Genomic DNA, 14,668 nt, shown 5'->3' on the forward strand with positions numbered 1-14,668 from the left:
TTATTTATAAAGTGGTAAGTTGCCGGTGAGTTTATTGATATCTTTCTTTGGTCCAACTATGCCAATGCCGGACAACTTCAATTCATCCGAATGCTCAGCAGATAATTTTCCTTCGTATTCCTCATATGTTCTGCATGATTGCGCTAAACAGGAAAAAGGGCTCAATTTAAAATTATCGTTAGATTTTAATTCATTATGAATAGCATCCAGTACATCATGGCTTGCTTTCAAAATAGGCAAAGGCGTCTTAATGACACCGGGATAACAGATGCTATCTTTACTAAAGACATCGTGCCCTACAATGCCGTTAATATTTCTGCCAATTGAAACACTAATGACGCTCAATGCATTCATGGCTAACCCAAGCGGCAGACTATCAGCGATAACGACGACACTTTTATGTAGGTTTTCGTCAAACTCCATACGACTTTCCTATTGATTGAGTAAAATTTATCAACTTATTTACATCGATAATAATATCAGAGACTGTCCATGTACTTATTTCTTTCCATAGCTCGACGCCTTTTATATGATCGGGATGATGCATATATATGTTCAGGTCTTCGTAACTTTCAAAGTAACCAATTAAACTAAAGTCAATTGATTGTTTTCTGTCTACCGTACTGCGACCACAAAACCATCCTTTTATTTCACTTATCTCATTTATATGATTTAAAGTCACCTTCTCGGCTAATATGGCTTTTTCACTATCCCAGCTTATTCCATCCTTGAAGGTAAATAAGACTTGATGTGCAATTAAGTTATTTTTTCCCAGCATAATTTACCTCATAATTGATAATTTTGAGTTATAATAACCTATAGAAATGATTTAACTTACACTTAATATTAGCGCATACCTAGTTTAGTTTTTTTGATTTGCGTCTAATTTAAATAGCATATTGCATTTATAGCAGTCAACTATTTCCCTGTGGTAATAATTCAAAGCAAAGTGGAAAAATTGTGATTCTGACAATGGTAAGAAAGCTATTATGGCTTGTTTCTTAAATGTCTTATCTTCCGCTGCTACCAAACAATAAGGCTATTTTATGACCATAACCTATTCTCTGATAGGTGATAAAGGTAATAAAATATTTCGTTACTATTTCTGATTTGTCAGTAAATGAGCTGTTTTTTTGATGTTAAAATAACCAGATCGTCGGTTGCATCATAATAAGGAATTAAAGCAGTTTTGAGGATTCATGGCGGTAGCCTTGCATTAGTGGGCTTTCAAGTCATGGTATGTTGTTAAGTATGTCATCAATGATAAGTGTTTTGGTAATATTTTTAAATAATCTATTATTTATGCTTGATTGTTTGCGTTGGGTTGTAATATACTGCGCACGCTTTCGGGGGCTAGCCCTGAAATACGCCGGCTTAGCTCAGTTGGTAGAGCAACTGACTTGTAATCAGTAGGTCACCAGTTCGATTCCGGTAGCCGGCACCAAATCAAATAAGAAGCCGTTATCTTTTCATAAGGTAACGGCTTTTTTCTTGCTTCATTTCGGATTGTTCTGTTTATATATCCAGTAATTTTTGCTATTTTCATCCCCTGTTTAAATCGATATCTGAATTTATCGTATAGTTAAACTTACTGTCAGGCAGTTCGGAATGAAACAGAATAACTAAGAATAAAAGATGTCAAACTTTTAAATAATGCAGATTTATTTTCGCTGGTAAAAACTAACAGAGAAAAATATTAGTGTTTGGGATGTCTGTTTTCCAGACATGAAAGAATGTTTGCTATAGGCGTATGTCCATCTATTCGTTTGGCAGGAGCTGAAAATAAGATGAGATAAAGTAGGAAATAGTAGGGGTATTAGATGCTGTGAAAGTATGTCAGATAAAATTAATTTCAGATCAGGAGAATATTTTTGCTAACTATCTACTGAATAGCATAAGTTTAAAAGTCTCATTGATCAGAAGAGGATATAGTCTGACAGTGTTAAAACTTTTCACGTAGATATTTACCTGATAATCGGTAATTTATCGTTAATAACATTAATCCTGTCGATGTCTTAAATGTCTGGTCTAATCTAGTGGAGATATTTAGAATGGGGTTATTGAGATCTCGCATTTGCACCGGTTAGTTGCTTATCACGCTGTAAACAGGCCGATTTCTGTGGTCTTCGGCATAGGTGTAGGAACCATTCTTAATCGGCATTTTACGAAGGGTTTCAAAGTGGAACCAAAATATTTTTTACACTCAAATATCCATGAGGCAAAAAATATGTGCTATTTTTTATTTAATGCATTTTTCATCTCATAATAAAAAGGGGGTGTTATGTTGCTTGAAAAATTTTGATAAATAATAAAGAACATGCGTGTTGCTTTAGGCGCTAAGCGTTTTAAAGGAAGGTACATTAGAGGATTAAATGAAGATTATAAATTTGTATAATAAATACGTAGATGAGGAAGATAAACACCTTATGACCATCCGTATTAATACCGATATTTATGTGTTTTCCTCTGAAACTAAGCTTGGTCCAGAATAGGGATTATTTACTATTTGTGTTTAATGGACTAAGTAAGCATGTGTATTTAAACGATGTAGTTACGTAGCAGAGAAACACAAAAATAGAGAATGATAAATTTGTTATAATGCCGAATGCATGGATGCATGAGACCATCATGAAAATAATTTTTACTACTATTTGTTACTAAAAGTTAAGGTCAAAATATATGCGCAATATTCAACAAGTTTTAGAGTGTTGGGGCGGTTGGGTTGATGATGCCACAGGTGTTAATTGGCCGCCGATCGCTGCTGGATTTAAAGGTCTAATTGCGTCAACTCGTTCATTACGCCCTTCCTGCTGTGATAACGATGGCTTGATCATTGATGCTTGTATCGCAAAGTTGCAGACGGTAGATAAGTCTGAAGAAATTGAAGTTTTATTTATGTACTACGCTTTGGGGATTTCCAAACGATCCATCGCGCGTTTAATTAAAGTGCCTGATATTGAAGTACGTTCCCGATTGCAAAAGGGTGAAAGTTTTGTTCAGGGATGCTTGGCTATGCTCGATATTAAGTTAGAAATGGACGATGAAATACAAAAACACAAAAAGCTTGCGCGTACGCAAAAAGCTATGGTAGTGTACTAATTAGTTAAAGTTGCGAATAAGCGCAAAGGCTAGTAAGCCTTGATTAAGCTTAATAAGCCCCGATAGAAATATCGGGGCTTTTTTCATTCAGCTTTTGCAGATAATAAGGTCACATTGTGTTGAGGTCGCATTGTGTTGAGGCTGCATTGTGTTGAGGTCGCATTGTATTGCGGCCTTTTTCGTATTTGCCGTCGCGAATTACTTACGCCTATTTTTTTACCTTTTTCGCGGTCGGTATCCCTATTAAATCAATCATAACTTGGTGCTGAGAACTAAACCCTTATACAGGCTTGGTTTATCTAGTCACAGGGCGAGTTATTGCTGTTTGATGGAGGTATTTTTGATGAGCAACGGGAGTGATAAAGCGGGTTGGTTAACACCTGTCACATCTGGGCCTGAGTACGATGATGAGCTGGAGCACATACTGAGTCGTTGGGTGATCGGTGTTTCTGGTTTGTCTGACGATAAAGTGCGTTCTCGATGGACATCAGCACAACTGCTTCCGTTACCGGCAGATGATGACTGGTGTGATTTTGTTATCACGGATTTTATTGCGGATGCCTCGCCTGCTTTTGAGAACCAGACTGATGAAGGAACCAAGTTATGGCGTCATGAAGAAATTGTGTGCTTGATTTCCTTTTATGGCCCGAACAGCCAACGGTACGGCGCCCGTTTTCGTGATGGGCTGGCGGTCAGTCAGAACAACGACGAGTTGGAGCGTTTCGGCCTTTCAGTAGACAAACTCAGCCGGCTGACGTCTTTACCGGAACTTATCAATAACCAGAAGGTGCGTCGTTATGACATGACGATCACCTTGCGGCGAAAAGTGGTGCGTGAATACGGTGTTAAATCACTGGTGGAAGCGCCTGTCAAATTCTTAGGAGATTAAATTATGCAGGGTTTACCTGTTTCAAACATTATCAATGTCACGTTGAATATGGCTCCTCATGCGGCTCAGTCCCGGAACTTTGGTGCGTTACTGATCATCGGCGCAAGCAACGTGATCAATCCTCACGAACGTTTACGCCGGTATTCGGATATCGATGGCGTCGGTGCTGATTTTGGACTGACTTCACCAGAATATCAGGCCGCAGCGCTTTATTATTCCCAGTCGCCACGTCCTGTTGATTTATATATTGGTCGGTGGGCTAAGGAGAATGTGGTCTCCTCTTTACAAGGAGCCGTATTGGATAAACAGCAGCAAATTATTAGCAAATTTACTGTTGTCACCGATGGTTCTTTTAAGTTGACGATTAACGGTAAAGAAACGGTATACAACGGCATTGATTTGAGTAAAGAGACCAATCTAAATGGAGTCGCTCAACGGGTGGCGGATAAATTGAAAGATTGTTCAGTCACATATGATAGCTCCTCTTCACGTTTCGCTATTATGCCGAATTCAGCGAATATTGTTGGTTATATTTCACCAGCAACGATGGGAACTTATATTGGCGATTTATTAAAGCTGGACGAAATATCGGGTGCTACCGCTATCGAATCTACCAAAGCAGAAACCATTGCTGAGGCGGTAGCGACGCTGGGTGCAGCATCCAGCGGCTGGTATGGGCTGGTTATCGCTGATAATTCTCTGACGGATGAAGATATTCTGTCTGTTGCTGATTACATCGAGTCTGCATCTGTTTCCCGTATCTATGGACATACAGCGCAAAAAGCAGACGTATTGGATGCTGACGTTAAAACTGACATTGGTTCAAAACTGAAAGAGAAAAACTATCAGCGCACACTCTGGCAATATTCAACCGGTAAACCTTATACCGTCGCTTCTCTATTTGGACGTATGTTTACCGTCAATTTCAACGGTAATAACACCACTATTACCCTGAAATTTAAACAGGAACCCGCTGTAATCGCAGAAAACCTCACCGCAACGCAAGCCAATATATTGAAGATGCAAAACGGCAACGTTTTTGTTAAATACAGCAATGATACTGCCATTATTCAGGAAGGTGTCATGGCGAATGGGGATTTTATTGATGAGCGTCATGGCTTGGATTGGTTACAAAACTACGTTCAGAACAATCTTTATAACCTGCTTTACACCAGCACCAGCAAGATCCCACAGACTGATGAAGGTGTTACACGTTTAATCACCAATATTGAACAGTCACTTTCTCAGGCGGTGACAAATGGATTAATCGCTCATGGCGTATGGGGAGGCGATCCAATCGGCGCATTGGATACTGGCGCAACATTGACCAAAGGTTATTACGTTTACGCACCGCCAATTGCGACACAGGCACAGGCTGATCGAGAAGCTCGAAAAGCGCCAGTTATTCAGTGCGCAATCAAATTAGCAGGCGCTGTTCACTACGCTGATGTCATTATTAATGTAAACAGATAAGGGTTGAAAATGGCTACATATTCTTTTCTTGATGTTTCCGCTTCTATTACGGGAGTCGGCGGCTCTTTTGATCTTGGTAACGGCGCCGCGCTTTCGGATGAGGGGATTACAGTCACCATGTCGGAGAGTAAAAACACCATGACCACTGGCGCAGACGGAGAAGTCATGCATTCATTGCATGCAACCAAGTCTGGAACCATTACGGTTAATTTACTTAAGACCAGTTCAGTCAACGCCAAACTGAATGCGATGCTCAGTGCGCAATCACTTTCATCAGCAGCATGGGGCAATAACGTGATTGTTATTCGCAATAAACAAAGTAACGACATTGCTGTTGCACGTTCCGTCGCCTTTCAGAAACAACCTGATTTGCAGAATAGCAAAGCCGGTAATACCGTTGCCTGGGTATTTGATTGTGGAAAAATCGACATCATGTTAGGCACATTCTAACCAACTTACTTCACAACCATTTAAATCACTGTCAAATCTGCCGGAGCATTTGTCCGCATTTTTAACATCGGACTTATGCTGCGGTAGTTTGAGTGAGCTTGAGGATAAGTGATCATGGAATTTGAAATTGATGGTAAAAAATATCGCGGTGGTAAACTAAACGCTTTTCAGCAACAGGATTTAGCGGTGGCTTTGGCTCCGGCTATTCCGGCGCTTGGGCCGCTGATGAAAAAGATCGTGACAGCTAAAAGTGATGATGGGATAGCGGGCTTTGAAGAAGTGCTCCCTTATTTGGTTGAATCCATCAACGCATTAGGAAAATCCAACCGGCATGAAATTAATGATATTTGTTTATCAGTAGTTTCTCGTGAACAAAATGGTATTTGGAGCCGGATTTATGATCCTGATGGACAGGTATTGATGTTTGATGACATCAACGGCTTCGAATTACTAAAAATTGTCGGTTTTATTATTCGAGACTCATTGGGAAATTTTTTTCCCGCCCCATTAGAGAGCGCAATGTAATCCCAGGACAAGCCAGTTTAAATTTTGAAACCCTCCCGAAAGGGCGTGATTATCTATTACGCCCAGTCATTGCGGGCATGTGCCGTTATGAATCATTGAAAAATGGTGTTCTTGACCTGGCTGATATTGCATTGATGAATGATGCCCTTGATGTTAAATCGGAAAATGAAGCCGTGATAGAGAGGTGGCGAAGTGAGCAATAACGTTGAAACAACGAAAGATTTTCTGGGATCGCTTAAGTTTGATGTTGATGAAGCCGGACAGAGTAAATTTATATCTGTTATCGCTGAAGTCACGGCTAATGTTCTCAAAATGGGGGAGGAAATTAAAAACGCAGCCCTAACGGTTATTAACTTCACCACTCAAATTGCTAGCGGTTTGGATAAACTTTATTGGCAGTCACAGAAAACAGGGGCAACGGCTGAAAAAATTAAGGCCATTGGTTACGCCGTCAGTCAAGCAGGCGGAAGTGTTGAAGGGTTTAATCAATCTCTTGAGGGCGTTGCCAATTTCCTACATAAAAATCCAGGTGGTGAAGGATTATTGCGGAACATTGGCGTTCAAACCCGAGATGTAAATGGCAACCTTCGAGATACTGCATCTTTAGTAGCACAGGTGGGTGAGCAGTTATCGAAAATGCCGATGGATCGCGCTAATCGATATGCCAGTAAACTGGGTATTGATGAAAATACTTTGATGGCTATGCGTCATGGGATTGGTCAATATGTCGTTGAATATCAGGACATGGCGAAAACCGTAGGTTATAACCCGACTAAAGCAACGCAGCAATCTCACCAATTTATAGCGCGCATGAATGCTTTAGACAATTTGTTTGGGATGATAAAAGAAAAAATAGGCGCAGATTTGGCGGGGGGATTGACTGGACGCGTCGAATCATTTCAACAAATCATCCTGCTTAATTTCCCTAAAATAGAAAAGGTTATTACTCGTGTATTGAATGTCGTACTGGGTTTGGCTGATGGTATAACATTATTAGTCACTCGCGCTGGTGAAGCTATTAGTGATTTAATTGGCTGGTGGGACAGACTGGATGACAGTACAAAAACGGTTATTAAAGCACTAGGTGGCTTACTATTTGCGTGGAAAATTTTAAATACCGCCTTTATGACTTCGCCGATAGGGATGATTACTGCACTGGCGGCGGCGCTACTTTTGCTTTATGAAGATTATAAGATCTGGAAAGAGGGCGGTAAGCATTTTATTGATTGGGATAAATGGAAACCCTCTATTGATGAATTCCTTAAAGCTATTGAAAAAATCTCTGGTTGGATAAATCAAGGGGCCAAAGCCGTTGGTGGTTGGGAAAATGTATTAAAGGGATTTGCGACCTTCATTGCAGTTGCATGGGCTGCGAAGATGATTAAAGGAATATCCAGTGTGACAAGTGAGATTCTTAATTTGGCTAAAGCGTCAAAATTTGTCACCAGAGGCGGAATATTAGGTAAAGTGGGAGTTGCTGGAGCCACTGCTGTTGTATCAGAGCCATATATCGATAAAGCACTTAATCGGGCTTTTGGTGGATATGATTACTTTCAGCGAATTAGGACTGCGAAAACTTGGCATGATTTTGGTGCTGCTCTTATTGGGGAAGGTAATGCCTATTGGGATAAAAAAGGGAGTTGGGTAGATAAACGTGGAGAAAGCACTCTCCCGAAAGGATATTCTCAGTTCGCGGCAGATATTCCTGGCAATGCTCCTGTAGTCATGCAAAAGCCGGATAAAACAACAGATGGGCAAAATAATCAGCCATTTAATCAAGATAATCCTAAAGCCAGAATGATGAAATTGACTAATTCTGATGTGATACAAAGATTGATTAATAACATGATGATAGGGGCAAGTGGTAATACTCCTTATTTATCCGAGCCTGCCAAAACGGCGATTATCGGAGCGCCACCGCCAGCGAATAAAATGACAAAATTGGTTGGACATTTAAATCATGTGGTTCATTCTTTGCGAAATATTTCCATTGATCACCGAATGATCAGCGGTGCGGTGACAAATATCAATAATATGGTGAATCATCAGGAATTTACTCCCGCTTTATTACATCGTGCGCCAATATCTGCCAGCAATAATATGCAGGGAATAGGAGAAGTAAATTATCATATTGAAGTCAATGGTGTTGAATCCCCTAGAGAAGCAGCAAGATTGGTTGGAGAAACGGTAGAACGCACCCATAGTATGCTGCTTAGAAATATGCAAACACAGGTGAGATAACAATGGATATATTATCAGTCATGTTTTCTCAACAGAAGAGAAAGATAGGTGTCATTGTACCGAGTGTCGTTATTTCAGAAACACATACCGATGTATCGAATATCACCGATCATCCGGTTCAGCAGGGGGTGACATTCAGTGATCATGCTTATGACAGCCCATCAGAAGTAAGAATGGATTTAGGTTTCGCGGGTGGTGGTTCGCTACTTGATATTATTGATACCACAAAGGTATTTGATATTTCCACCGGACTGAGCCTGGGAACCAGTCCGCGTGATATATATCAACAGCTACTTGACCTGAGGGCATCACATAAACCGTTTGATGTCGTCACGGGAAAGCGCTTATATAAAAATATGTTGATTAAAGATATCAGTGTCACAACCGATAAAACCAGTGAAAATGTTTTATCGGTAGTTTTAAACCTACGTGAAATTGTTATTGTTGAAACATCGCCGAATAAGGCGGCGCCGGCAGAAAATATGAAAAACCCTGAAGATACAGCACCTGTAGTTAATATGGGAGCTAAAGTTACGGTGAAGCCATCGATGCCAAAGATTATTCTTGATTTTATTATAGAGCGAGGTAAGAAATGGCTAGGGTTGTAGAAATTCCTTTATCACCCCAAAATCAGCAATTCGATATTCAGCTAAATGGCATTAACTATAAGATGAGATTAATGTGGCGTGATATTGCGGGTTGGATTTTGGATATTATGACGCCGGACAGTGAATTGATCGTTACAGGTTTGCCGTTGGTTTTTGGGGTTGACTTACTGGAGCAATATCGTCATCTTGGTTTTAACGGATCATTGATTTTTTATGGTGATATAAATCAGGAGAAACCTTTCAGGAATAATCTTGGTAAAGAGGACAGGTTATACTTTGTAATAAGTTAACTTGATGAGGGTAACACATCATTTCAAATTGGTTATGATAAAAAATTGTTCCCAGTAACGAGAATGGCTGTCATTTGCAATGATGATATAAGATTTCGTTATGAAAATAGTAGATGGACCTGTAGTGTAATATGACGATCACTCTTAATAAAGAGTGCTAGAGAGACTCTCTGAGAGGTACAGATGAAAGAGCAAAGCGTATCCAAGAAAGAAGTCAGGTTCGATACACGAGGTGTATTTGCAAGAATGGGTGAGGCTGTTGATATTTTGAAGAAAGCAGCTCCAGATGCTTTTGAATGCAAGGTTGCATGTTATGAACAGCAGGGAACGTTGCGTAGTAGCAAAAAAGCAGTAGCATAAGTTTTATAATATGTCTCTTTGGGGGGATGAATTTCTTGGGAACAGGAAATCAAGTGCAGCAAAGAGGTGATGACAAGCTTATCGTTCCTATTAATGGGCATTAGTAATAGTGCCCTCTATCGTTTATAAGCCTGAAATTTTTAGTTTCACATGATTTATTACATACGCCGCTTAATTGCGGTTTTTTACTTCTATTAATTTTATTTTTATTAATTTTACTTCTATATAATTAGGTGAATTATGTCAAAACAATGGATAAGAGAATGCCACCTTATCGTTGTAGACAAAGATGGCGAAAAAGTAAATTTATCAGACCTGAAAATCACATTTAATATTAGCAGAACGGAATCTTCCAACCCTGCTACCGGTATTTTTACCTTATATAACCTTAATAACGAAACCAGTAATAAATTACGTAAAAATGAATTTAAAAAAATTAAATTTGTGGCGGGTTATAAGGAGAACTCAGGACAAATATTCTCAGGCCAAATTCAGTACACGTATGTAAAGAGAGACAACGCAACGGATACTTGTGTGGTGATTCATGCAGCGGACGGAGATGAAGCACACAATTACGCTACCGTGAATACCACCATTGCGGCTGGATATTCGCAAGCAGATTTAGATCATTTGCTAATGCGAGATATTACCAAATATGGCATTACGGCAGGTCTACGCCCTGAATTTAGCAAATCAGCATCACCCAGGGGAAAAGTGCTTTTTGGCATGCACCGCAATGAAGTTTCTAATCTGGCAAAACAATGTGATGCCAATTGGCGCTATGAAGATAACAAACTACATATTGTGCCCAAAAATAAATACTTAACTGAAGCCATTATCCTTACTTCGCAAACAGGTCTTATTGGTATGCCTGAACAAACTATTGGCTCAGGTATTAACGTTACATGCTTAATTAATCCGAATATTCGCCCCGGTACATTAATCCGACTGGATAACCGCTCAATCAAACCGGTTGATCCAGCCACTAAACCAGCTGCTCAGTCTGGCGATCATAAGGATGCAAAAGCACAACCGGCAATGTTGGATGCTGACGGTGATTACATTGTCTTCAATGTGGAGTATTCCGGCGATACCCGCGAAACAGAGTGGTACATGACAATAATGTGTATCGCTAAGAGCGATCATACTTTGCTGAATCAATCAACTCACAATAAGGATAAGGCAGAGAGCGAATGATAAATACTGATGAACGACTAAATAGACCCGAAGCGGTCTTCTTTGCTATGCAAGAAGTCATTAGCGCCGGATTGTATGTCTCTTTGCCTTGCATTATTCAATCATTTGATGCTGATGCGGTAACCGTTACAGCCCAACCGGCCATCAGATGGAAAATCAGGAAAAAAGACGGGGAACTGGAATCGGTATCCTTGCCGCTGTTAGTGGATGTACCGGTTATATTTCCAAGAGGCGGCGGCGTAACGCTAACCTTCCCGGTAAAAGCCGGTGATGAATGCTTGGTCGTATTTGCTGATCGTTGTATTGATTATTGGTGGCAATCGGGAGGTGTACAAGAACCGGTAGATCCTCGGCAGCATAACCTATCCGATGGATTTGCGATTGTTGGCCCACAATCTCAGCAGCAAAAAATAACTAATATCAGCACTAACACCGCGCAATTGAGAAGTGATGATGGCGCGGCGTATATCGAACTCGATCCCAATAGTCATAACATCACGGTTATCACACCGGCAAAACTTACCGCCACAGCTAATGGCGGTACTGAAATCACTTCACCTGAAATCATCCTAAATGGCAACGTCACTATTAACGGCAACTTATCACAGGGCATGGGCGCTGGTGGTGGCACTGCAACCATGCAAGGCCCTGTCACGGTGAATAACGATGTGACAGCAGCAGGGATTAGCCTTAAAAACCATGTACATAGTGGTGTGCAATCAGGTGGCGGTAAGACGGGGAAACCTCAATGAGATACAGAAGAGAAATTGACAACGATTATGTATTTGGTCGTGGAGAGGCGAGTTTTCTTATCAATACACCGGAAGCGGTCGCACAAGCGGTAAAAACTCGCCTGATGCTGCGTAATGGCGAATGGTTTCTTGATAGCCGGGAAGGGACCGATTACGACAACGTGTTGGGTAAAGGCACATCGGGTTTTTATGACCTGATTATTAGACAGCAAATACTACAAACGCCGGGTGTAGAGAACATTATCCACTACCGTAGTGAAAGAAACCCCAACACAAGAAAAATCACCATTACTGTCACGATTGACACGATTTATGGACAGACAGGAGTAACTGCTGATGTATGAAAGTATTATCAACACAATGTTACCTGCCATTGACAAAAACGGGATCAATGCGCCTGATTATCAAACCATCTTAAATAGCTGGAAGACGATATTCAGGGATATTTATGGGGACGATATTTACATTGAATCTGACAGTAAAGACGGTGTTTTTTTATCGCTGATAGCATACGTTATTCACGGTTGTAATAACGCAACCATTGCCTCCTATAACTCATTTAGCCCGACAACAGCGGTGGGGGAAGGGCTTTCCCGTAATGTCAAAATCAACGGCATTACCCGAAAAAGCTCCAGCAACTCAACGGTGGATGTTTTGGTCACTGGTCGGGCTGGCACCGTAATCCGCAACGCTTCCGTCCGGGATGATGCGGGAAACACTTGGTCACTACCGGATGAAGTGATTATCGACACGCACGGTCAGGCTATTGTAACGGCGGTTTGTCAAAAATCGGGCGCTATTGGCGCATTGCCCCACACGGTTAACCAAATTGCTACGCCGACACTGGGCTGGCAAACCGTGACGAACCCGGTTGCGGCTACACTTGGTCGGGGAATTGAAACCGATATAGAACTGCGAATACGGCAAGCGGTTTCAGTTGCGCTGCCTTCGAGAACCATTATGGATGGACTGATGGGGGCAATTGCCAATCTGCATGGAGTTTCACGTTACCGGGGATATGACAACGATTCGGACAAAACGGATGAGAATGGCATACCCGCTCATAGCATTGCACTTGTCATTGATGGTGGAGACTCGAAAGAGATTGCCCGGACTATTTTGGTGAAGAAAACGCCGGGTATACCGACATTTGGCACCACCTCTGAAACGATTACCGATGATTATGGCAATAAAAAAACGATTAACTTCTATCGTCCTACACTGGTGCCAATTTATGTTGAAATACATATTAAACCCTTTATCGGATATACATCAGATATTGGCAATAATATTCGGACTGAAGTATCGAACTATATAAAATCCCTTTATATTGGTGATGGAGTATATGTTACTCGCTTATTTGTACCGGCAAACTTATGCAATAAAAACGGAGGCCAGACATATGAAGTATTATCTGTGATAGTAGGAAAATCAGCATCGACAACCGGAACGGCGAACATTGAAATAGCTTTTAATGAAGCGCCGACGTGTTCACCTGAAAATATTAAAATAGTAACGGTGCTCGAATGAACAAATATATGAAGCTGATTCCTGCATATCACATGGAAGGTAAAAAATATGTCAGGATGCTTGAAGCTGTGACGGATATTTTCAACCAGAATGCGCTGACAACAGATTTACTGATTAGCAGTTTTGACCTTGATAAAGCAGTGGGCAAACAGCTTGATATTATTGGAGAATGGGTAGGGAGGAATCGAATGATTCAGACTCCAATTGAATCTTATTACTTCTCCTTTGATATTAACGATTTGGGGTTTAATAGCGGCATGTGGAAAGGGCGGTTTGACAGTGATAAAAGTTATATCAAACTGGATGATGATAATTATCGAATCGTCATTAAAGCTAAAATAGGCACAAATAACTGGGATGGAACGGCTGAGTCATTTAATAACATCCTGAGTTTTATTCATTCAAATAATGGTCTATCTGTATCTTTCGAAGATAACTTGGATATGTCATTCACTGTGACTATTAAAGGTAAATCAATCAGTACTATTACTAAAGAAATCATCCATCAGGGTTATCTCTCGCTTAAACCTATGGGGATAACGGTTAATTACCATATAGTGGAGGGTTAGAAATGGCTAAAAATGACTTTAAAGCATTTGCCATTGGTGAAAACGCGAATACTTTGTCACAAGAAGAATATGAAAATGCAGATTTCATTGAGGAGGGATTTAAATCAGGAATAGCGAGGAGTGAGCGATTAAATAAAGTTTGGCGCCAATCTTCGGTTATTGCAGCGGTGATAGGGAAATACATTGCAGAAAAAACCGGTGAAGACGTGATGGATGATGGAGACCTGGAAAAACTGACTCAACAGTTAGACCAGGCATTAAAACAGAAAATAACTACGGAAATTCCTGATGCTTCACTGACGCAGAAAGGCATATCGCAACTCAACAGCGCGACAAATTCTGACAGAGAAGATCAGGCGGCAACTCCAAAAGCGGTTCACGATGTTAGAAAAATCGCTGAAAGCAAATTGAGTGGTGTTTCTGATGCCTCATTGACTCAGAAGGGCGTTGTACAACTGAGTAGTGCGACAAATAGCACAAGTGAAACCTTAGCGGCGACGCCAAAAGCAATTAAGGAAGCATACGATTTTGCAAATACAGCAAATGTAGCAGCTAAAAATGCTCATGATGAAGCTAATAGGGCTACAGATAATGCCAACAGCAGGTTGGCAAAAAACCAAAACGGCGCAGATATCCCTAATAAAAGTGAGTTTATAAAAAACCTTGGTTTAGTGGAAACCGTGGA

Annotated in this window: 18 protein-coding genes and 1 tRNA gene; 17 read left to right on the forward strand and 2 right to left on the reverse strand. The window is 40.7% G+C overall.

Features of this window, described 5'->3' with window-relative positions:
* Together V2H77_RS10350 and V2H77_RS10355 are read right to left on the reverse strand one after the other, a co-directional pair.
* On the reverse strand, window positions 1-423 hold the full coding sequence (locus V2H77_RS10350; RefSeq protein WP_036814954.1) for a DUF2000 domain-containing protein: 423 nt from the start codon (window positions 421-423) through the stop codon (window positions 1-3).
* Entirely contained in the window at window positions 413-778 is a 366-nt protein-coding gene (locus tag V2H77_RS10355; protein ID WP_341498715.1) for a Dabb family protein, read from the reverse strand. Before V2H77_RS10355 ends, V2H77_RS10350 begins: the two co-directional genes overlap by 11 nt.
* A gap of 590 nt (window positions 779-1,368) precedes the next feature.
* Here V2H77_RS10355 and V2H77_RS10360 point away from each other — a divergent pair.
* From V2H77_RS10360 to V2H77_RS10435, 17 genes are all read left to right on the forward strand, one after another.
* Window positions 1,369-1,444 (forward strand) — tRNA-Thr (locus tag V2H77_RS10360).
* Window positions 1,445-2,679: 1,235 nt separating this feature from the next.
* Entirely contained in the window at window positions 2,680-3,099 is a 420-nt protein-coding gene (locus V2H77_RS10365) for an antiterminator Q family protein (RefSeq protein ID WP_036781013.1), read from the forward strand.
* A gap of 340 nt (window positions 3,100-3,439) precedes the next feature.
* On the forward strand, window positions 3,440-3,988 hold the full coding sequence (locus V2H77_RS10370; RefSeq protein ID WP_445935476.1) for a phage neck terminator protein: 549 nt from the start codon (window positions 3,440-3,442) through the stop codon (window positions 3,986-3,988).
* A gap of 3 nt (window positions 3,989-3,991) precedes the next feature.
* Window positions 3,992-5,461, forward strand: a complete 1,470-nt coding sequence (locus V2H77_RS10375; protein WP_341498717.1) for a DUF3383 domain-containing protein — start codon at window positions 3,992-3,994, stop codon at window positions 5,459-5,461.
* Between the two features lie 9 nt (window positions 5,462-5,470).
* Window positions 5,471-5,911: a DUF3277 family protein gene (locus V2H77_RS10380; RefSeq protein ID WP_040153957.1), complete on the forward strand. Its 441-nt coding sequence runs from the start codon at window positions 5,471-5,473 to the stop codon at window positions 5,909-5,911.
* A gap of 114 nt (window positions 5,912-6,025) precedes the next feature.
* The gene (locus V2H77_RS10385) at window positions 6,026-6,436 is read left to right on the forward strand and encodes a phage tail assembly chaperone (protein ID WP_341498718.1); all 411 of its coding nucleotides are present in this window, start codon (window positions 6,026-6,028) and stop codon (window positions 6,434-6,436) included.
* A 134-nt stretch (window positions 6,437-6,570) separates the two neighbouring features.
* On the forward strand, window positions 6,571-6,639 hold the full coding sequence (locus V2H77_RS23625) for a DUF6889 family protein (RefSeq protein ID WP_376712594.1): 69 nt from the start codon (window positions 6,571-6,573) through the stop codon (window positions 6,637-6,639).
* A complete protein-coding gene (locus V2H77_RS10390; protein ID WP_341498719.1) occupies window positions 6,629-8,677 on the forward strand; it encodes a hypothetical protein in 2,049 nt (682 codons plus the stop codon). The genes V2H77_RS23625 and V2H77_RS10390 overlap by 11 nt, the downstream gene beginning before the upstream one ends.
* Before the next feature lie 2 nt (window positions 8,678-8,679).
* The gene (locus tag V2H77_RS10395) at window positions 8,680-9,285 is read left to right on the forward strand and encodes a phage baseplate protein (protein WP_046395661.1); all 606 of its coding nucleotides are present in this window, start codon (window positions 8,680-8,682) and stop codon (window positions 9,283-9,285) included.
* A complete protein-coding gene (locus V2H77_RS10400; protein WP_049584709.1) occupies window positions 9,270-9,575 on the forward strand; it encodes a phage baseplate plug family protein in 306 nt (101 codons plus the stop codon). The genes V2H77_RS10395 and V2H77_RS10400 overlap by 16 nt, the downstream gene beginning before the upstream one ends.
* A gap of 183 nt (window positions 9,576-9,758) precedes the next feature.
* Complete coding sequence (locus V2H77_RS10405) at window positions 9,759-9,935, forward strand: hypothetical protein (RefSeq protein ID WP_341498720.1); 177 nt, start codon at window positions 9,759-9,761, stop codon at window positions 9,933-9,935.
* Between the two features lie 240 nt (window positions 9,936-10,175).
* Complete coding sequence (locus tag V2H77_RS10410) at window positions 10,176-11,132, forward strand: phage protein (protein WP_265381380.1); 957 nt, start codon at window positions 10,176-10,178, stop codon at window positions 11,130-11,132.
* The gene (locus V2H77_RS10415; RefSeq protein ID WP_341498721.1) at window positions 11,129-11,884 is read left to right on the forward strand and encodes a phage baseplate assembly protein V; all 756 of its coding nucleotides are present in this window, start codon (window positions 11,129-11,131) and stop codon (window positions 11,882-11,884) included. The genes V2H77_RS10410 and V2H77_RS10415 overlap by 4 nt, the downstream gene beginning before the upstream one ends.
* Complete coding sequence (locus V2H77_RS10420; RefSeq protein WP_341498722.1) at window positions 11,881-12,228, forward strand: hypothetical protein; 348 nt, start codon at window positions 11,881-11,883, stop codon at window positions 12,226-12,228. Before V2H77_RS10415 ends, V2H77_RS10420 begins: the two co-directional genes overlap by 4 nt.
* Entirely contained in the window at window positions 12,221-13,414 is a 1,194-nt protein-coding gene (locus V2H77_RS10425) for a baseplate J/gp47 family protein (RefSeq protein ID WP_341498723.1), read from the forward strand. Before V2H77_RS10420 ends, V2H77_RS10425 begins: the two co-directional genes overlap by 8 nt.
* Window positions 13,411-13,983 carry a DUF2612 domain-containing protein gene (locus tag V2H77_RS10430; protein WP_341498724.1) on the forward strand — a complete coding sequence of 191 codons (573 nt, stop codon included), beginning with the start codon at window positions 13,411-13,413 and terminating at the stop codon, window positions 13,981-13,983. The genes V2H77_RS10425 and V2H77_RS10430 overlap by 4 nt, the downstream gene beginning before the upstream one ends.
* Window positions 13,984-13,985: 2 nt before the next feature.
* Window positions 13,986-14,668, forward strand: a 683-nt coding sequence (locus tag V2H77_RS10435; RefSeq protein WP_341498725.1) for a phage tail protein, incomplete at its 3' end; no start/stop codon positions are given.

Source organism: Photorhabdus sp. P32 (assembly GCF_038085095.1).
Taxonomy (GTDB): Bacteria; Pseudomonadota; Gammaproteobacteria; order Enterobacterales; family Enterobacteriaceae; genus Photorhabdus; species Photorhabdus luminescens.

What these genes read in the sequence shown, in the direction of transcription:
- V2H77_RS10405 (WP_341498720.1), top strand. Translation starts at nt 9,759, where the DNA reads ATGAAAGAGCAAAGCGTATCCAAGAAAGAAGTCAGGTTCGATACACGA.
- V2H77_RS10365 (WP_036781013.1), top strand. Translation starts at nt 2,680, where the DNA reads ATGCGCAATATTCAACAAGTTTTAGAGTGTTGGGGCGGTTGGGTTGAT.
- V2H77_RS10395 (WP_046395661.1), top strand. Translation starts at nt 8,680, where the DNA reads ATGGATATATTATCAGTCATGTTTTCTCAACAGAAGAGAAAGATAGGT.
- V2H77_RS10430 (WP_341498724.1), top strand. Translation starts at nt 13,411, where the DNA reads ATGAACAAATATATGAAGCTGATTCCTGCATATCACATGGAAGGTAAA.
- V2H77_RS10380 (WP_040153957.1), top strand. Translation starts at nt 5,471, where the DNA reads ATGGCTACATATTCTTTTCTTGATGTTTCCGCTTCTATTACGGGAGTC.
- V2H77_RS10350 (WP_036814954.1), bottom strand. Translation starts at nt 423, where the DNA reads ATGGAGTTTGACGAAAACCTACATAAAAGTGTCGTCGTTATCGCTGAT.
- V2H77_RS10410 (WP_265381380.1), top strand. Translation starts at nt 10,176, where the DNA reads ATGTCAAAACAATGGATAAGAGAATGCCACCTTATCGTTGTAGACAAA.
- V2H77_RS10355 (WP_341498715.1), bottom strand. Translation starts at nt 778, where the DNA reads ATGCTGGGAAAAAATAACTTAATTGCACATCAAGTCTTATTTACCTTC.
- V2H77_RS10425 (WP_341498723.1), top strand. Translation starts at nt 12,221, where the DNA reads ATGTATGAAAGTATTATCAACACAATGTTACCTGCCATTGACAAAAAC.
- V2H77_RS10385 (WP_341498718.1), top strand. Translation starts at nt 6,026, where the DNA reads ATGGAATTTGAAATTGATGGTAAAAAATATCGCGGTGGTAAACTAAAC.
- V2H77_RS10420 (WP_341498722.1), top strand. Translation starts at nt 11,881, where the DNA reads ATGAGATACAGAAGAGAAATTGACAACGATTATGTATTTGGTCGTGGA.
- V2H77_RS10375 (WP_341498717.1), top strand. Translation starts at nt 3,992, where the DNA reads ATGCAGGGTTTACCTGTTTCAAACATTATCAATGTCACGTTGAATATG.
- V2H77_RS10400 (WP_049584709.1), top strand. Translation starts at nt 9,270, where the DNA reads ATGGCTAGGGTTGTAGAAATTCCTTTATCACCCCAAAATCAGCAATTC.
- V2H77_RS10415 (WP_341498721.1), top strand. Translation starts at nt 11,129, where the DNA reads ATGATAAATACTGATGAACGACTAAATAGACCCGAAGCGGTCTTCTTT.